This window comes from Actinoplanes sp. NPDC051633 (genome assembly GCF_040681735.1).
Taxonomy (GTDB): Bacteria; Actinomycetota; Actinomycetes; order Mycobacteriales; family Micromonosporaceae; genus Actinoplanes.
On record NZ_JBFAZH010000615.1, the window covers coordinates 1 to 4,769 of the forward strand.

At 70.9% G+C, this 4,769-nt stretch carries 2 protein-coding genes and 1 pseudogene; all 3 read left to right on the forward strand.

The window, feature by feature from the left end:
* Positions 1–60: 60 nt before the first annotated feature.
* Positions 61–3,294, forward strand: a pseudogene (gene fdh / locus AB0M20_RS27975) (formate dehydrogenase); the annotation flags it as partial.
* A complete protein-coding gene (locus AB0M20_RS27980) occupies positions 3,294–4,328 on the forward strand; it encodes a 4Fe-4S dicluster domain-containing protein (protein ID WP_364303169.1) in 1,035 nt (344 codons plus the stop codon). The pseudogene fdh and the gene AB0M20_RS27980, both read left to right, overlap by 1 nt.
* Positions 4,325–4,769, forward strand: a 445-nt coding sequence (nrfD, locus tag AB0M20_RS27985; RefSeq protein WP_364303172.1) for an NrfD/PsrC family molybdoenzyme membrane anchor subunit, incomplete at its 3' end; no start/stop codon positions are given. The genes AB0M20_RS27980 and nrfD, both read left to right, overlap by 4 nt.

The window sequence follows — 4,769 nt, forward strand, 5'->3', positions numbered from 1 at the left end:
GCTACTCTAATAGCCGGTTAAGTGCACAAATTCCGGTACAAACTCATCCGAATTTAAGCCGGCACGGACCCGCTCGGGCGCGGCGCCGCCGCGCAGTCGAAGCGGTCCAAGGAGCTGACCGCGCGCACCGAGACGGCCGACTCGATGGCCCGCTCGGTGTGCCCGTACTGCGCGGTCGGGTGCGGCCAGCGGATCTTCGTGAAGGACGGCAAGGTCGTCCAGATCGAGGGCGACCCCGACAGCCCGATCTCCCGCGGCCGGCTGTGCCCCAAGGGCTCGGCCAGCAAGAGCCTGGTCACCAGCGACCGGCGGCAGCAGAAGGTGCTGTACCGGCGGCCGTACGCCACGGACTGGGAGGAGCTCAACCTCGACACGGCGATGGAGATGATCGCCGACCGGGTGCTCGCCGCGCGGGAGCAGACCTGGCAGGACGCCGATGCCGACGGGCGGCCGCTCAACCGGACGCTCGGCCTGGCCAGCCTCGGCGGCGCGACCCTGGACAACGAAGAGAACTATCTGATCAAGAAGCTCTTCACGGCGATGGGCGCGATACAGATCGAGAACCAGGCGCGTATTTGACACTCCGCCACCGTTCCCGGTCTGGGAACCAGCTTCGGCCGTGGCGGGGCCACCGGATTCCTCCAGGATCTGGCGAACGCCGACTGCATCATCATCCAGGGTTCCAACATGGCGGAGGCCCACCCCGTGGGTTTCCAGTACGTGGTGGAGGCCAAGAAGCGTGGTGCCAAGATCATCCACGTTGACCCGCGGTTCACCCGGACCAGCGCGCTCGCGCACAGCTTCGTCCCGGTGCGGGCCGGCGCCGACATCGCCTTCCTCGGCGGGATCATCAACTACATCCTGACCAACGAGAAGGACTTCCGGGAGTACGTGCTGGCGTACACCAACGCGTCCATGCTGGTCAGCGACAAGTTCCAGGACACCGAGGACCTGGGCGGGCTGTTCTCCGGCTACGACCCCGAGACCAACACGTACGACCAGACCACCTGGGCGTACGCGGGCCAGGAAGGGGAGGCCCAGGAGGAGGACGAGGCGCACGCCGACCGGGAGACCGCCTCCGGCCTCGAGCAGGAGTCGCACGGCCCGCCGGTGCCCGCCGACGTGCCCCGCGACCCCACGCTGCAGGACCCGCACTGCGTCTACCAGGTGCTCAAGCGGCACTACGCCCGCTACACCCCCGAGGTCGTCGAGCAGGTCTGCGGCGTACCCCAGGAGAAGTTCCTCGAGGTCTGCGAGGCGTGGACGGCCAACTCGGGCCGCGAGCGCACAACCGCCCTGGTCTACTCGGTGGGCTGGACCCAGCACAGCGTGGGGGTGCAGTACATCCGCACCGGCGCGATCATCCAGCTGCTGCTGGGCAACATGGGCCGGCCGGGCGGCGGCGTGATGGCGCTGCGCGGGCACGCCAGCATCCAGGGCTCGACCGACATCCCGACGCTGTTCAACCTGCTGCCCGGCTACCTGCCGATGCCGCACTTCCAGCAGCACGAGACGTACCGGCAGTGGATCGACGCCATCCGGCACCCCGAGCAGCAGGGCTTCTGGGCCAACGCCGAGTCGTACGCGGTCAGCCTGCTCAAGGCGTACTGGGGTGACGCCGCCACCGCCGAGAACGACTGGGGCTACCACTGGCTGCCCCGGCTCACCGGCGACCACGGCACCTACCAGCAGGTGCTCGACATGATCGACGGCAAGATCAAGGGCTATTTCCTGCTGGGGCAGAACCCGGCCGTCGGCTCGGCGCACGGCAAGGCGCAGCGCCTCGGCATGGCCAACCTCGACTGGGTTGTCGTCCGCGACCTGTTTCTGATCGAGAGCGCCACGTTCTGGAAGGACGGCCCGGAGGTCGCCACCGGCGAGATCGTGCCGGAGCAGTGCCGCACCGAGGTCTTCTTCATGCCGGCCGCCTCGCACGCCGAGAAGGAGGGCACCTTCACCCAGACGCAGCGGATGCTGCAGTGGCGGGAGAAGGCCGTCGAGCCGCCCGGCGACTGCCGCTCGGAGCTGTGGTTCTTCTACCACCTCGGCCGCATCGTCCGGGAGCGGCTGGCCGCCTCCACGCTGCCGCGCGACCAGGGCATCCTCAACCTGACCTGGGACTACCCGCTGCACGGCGAGCGCGGCGACGAGCCCAGCGGCGAGGACGTGCTCAAGGAGATCAACGGGTACGACCTCGCGACCGGCTCGCTGGTGCCCAACTTCACCTCGCTCAAGGCCGACGGCTCCACCGCCTGTGGCTGCTGGATCTACGCCGGCGTCTTCAAGGACGGCGTCAACCAGGCGGCCCGACGCAAGCCGGGCTCCGAGCAGGACTGGGTGGCCCGCGAGTGGGGCTGGGCGTGGCCGTCGGACCGCCGCACGCTCTACAACCGCGCGTCCGCCGACCCCGAGGGCCGGCCGTGGTCCGAGCGCAAGAAGTACGTCTGGTGGGATGAGTCGGCCGGCGAGTGGACCGGATACGACGTGCCCGACTTCGAGAAGACCAAGCCGCCGTCGTACCGGCCGCCGGACGGCGCGACCGGCGTCGAGGCGATCTCCGGCGACGACGCGTTCATCATGCAGGGCGACGGGAAGGGCTGGCTCTACGCGCCCAGCGGCCTGATCGACGGCCCGATGCCCACGCACTACGAGCCGGTGGAGTCGACGGTCCGCAACCCGCTCTACAACCAGCAGGCCAACCCGACCCGCAAGGTCTACGAGCGGTCCGACAACCTGACCAACCCGAGCGTGCCGGAGCGCCACTCCGAGGTCTTCCCGTACGTGTTCAGCACCAGCCGGCTCACCGAGCACCACACCGCCGGCGGCATGAGCCGGCAGCTCGCGTACCTGTCGGAGCTGCAGCCGGAGATGTTCGTCGAGGTGTCCCCGGAGCTGGCCCGCGAACGCGGCTTGGAGCACGTCGGCTGGGCGCACATCGTCACCGCGCGGGCGGCGATCGAGGCGCGGGTGATGGTCACCGACCGGCTCACCCCGCTGCGCATCGACGGCCGGATCGTGCACCAGATCTGGCTGCCCTACCACTGGGGCGGCGAGGGCCTGGTCACCGGCGACTCCGCCAACGACCTGATCGGCATCACGCTCGACCCCAACGTGCTGATCCAGGAGAGCAAGGTCGGCACGTGCGACATCCGGCCGGGCCGCCGCCCGACGGGGCCGGAGCTGGTGGAGTACGTTGCCGGCTACCGCTCCCGGGCCGGCCTGATGCCGGGCCACCACACGCCCATGCTGACCAGCCCCACGCTTGCCGGGGACGAGCCGGAGGAGACCGGATAGTGGCCGGACCCAACAGCCTTTACGGCCCGCTCGACCCCGCGCCGGACGCCGGCTACGTCGACGCCCCGCCGCGCATGGGCTTCTTCACCGACACCAGCGTCTGCATCGGCTGCAAGGCGTGCGAGGTCGCGTGCAAGGAGTGGAACCTGATCCCGGACGACGGTTTCAACCTGCTGGGCACCTCGTACGACAACACCGGCGGCCTGACCGCGAACTCGTGGCGGCACGTGGCGTTCATCGAGCAGCCGGCGGCGGACCGCGGCGGGGCGACGGACACGCCCGGCGCGTTCGCCGGCCTGCCGGTGGGTCCCCCGGCGTCCGCGCAGACCGCCGCGATCGGCGCGGGCACCCCGCAGGACACGGGTACGCAGCCCGGCGTCGACGCGCTCGCCGCCACCGGCACCAGCCAGTTCCTCGGCATGCCGGGCTCCGACCTGCCGGGCCGCACCATGGACGCGCCGCGCACCGACTTCCGCTGGCTGATGATGTCCAACGTCTGCAAGCACTGCACCCATGCGGCGTGCCTCGACGTGTGCCCGACCGGCGCGTTGTTCCGCACCGAATTCGGCACCGTGGTGGTGCAGGAGGACATCTGCAACGGCTGCGGCTACTGCATCCCGGCGTGCCCGTACGGCGTCATCGACCAGCGCAAGGAGGACGGCCGCGCGTGGAAGTGCACGCTCTGCTACGACCGGATCGGTGACGGCCTCACCCCGGCGTGCGCCAAGGCCTGCCCGACCCAGTCGATCCAGTACGGCGAGCTCGACGAGCTGCGGTCCCGCGCCGCGCACCGGCTGGAAAAGCTGCAGGAGCAGGGCGAGACCTCGGCCCGCCTGTACGGCCACGACCCGGCGGACGGCGTCGGCGGCGACGGAGCGTTCTTCCTGCTCCTGGACGAGCCCGAGGTGTACGGCCTGCCGCCGGACCCGGTGGTGACCACGAAGGACCTTCCGGACATGTGGAAGCGGGCCGGTCTCGCCGCGCTGACGATGGTGGCCGCGACCGTGGCCGCGTTCGCGGGGCGGCGCCGGTGAGTCCCCGGCGCCGCGGCCGGGGCGGCGAGCGGTCGATGGTGCCGCCGGCCGAGTTCCGCTCGTACTACGGCCGCCCGATCGTCAAGGCGCCGGTGTGGCGACACGACATCGCGGCGTACCTGTTCACCGGTGGCCTGGCGGCCGGGTCCGCGCTGCTCGCGGCGGGCGGTGACGTCAGCGGCCGCCCCGCGCTGCGGCTGGCCGGCCGGATCACCGCGCTGGCCGGGGTCGGCGCGAGCACCTACTTCCTGGTCGCCGACCTGGGCCGGCCCGAGCGCTTCCTGCACATGCTGCGGGTCGCCAAGCCCACCTCGCCGATGTCGATGGGCACGTGGATCTTCAGCGCGTTCGGCCTCACCGCCGGGGTGTCGGCGGTCGCCGAGGCGGCGCCGCTGCTGCCCGACCGGGGCGTGCTCGGGCTCGCCCGCAAGCTCCTCCCGC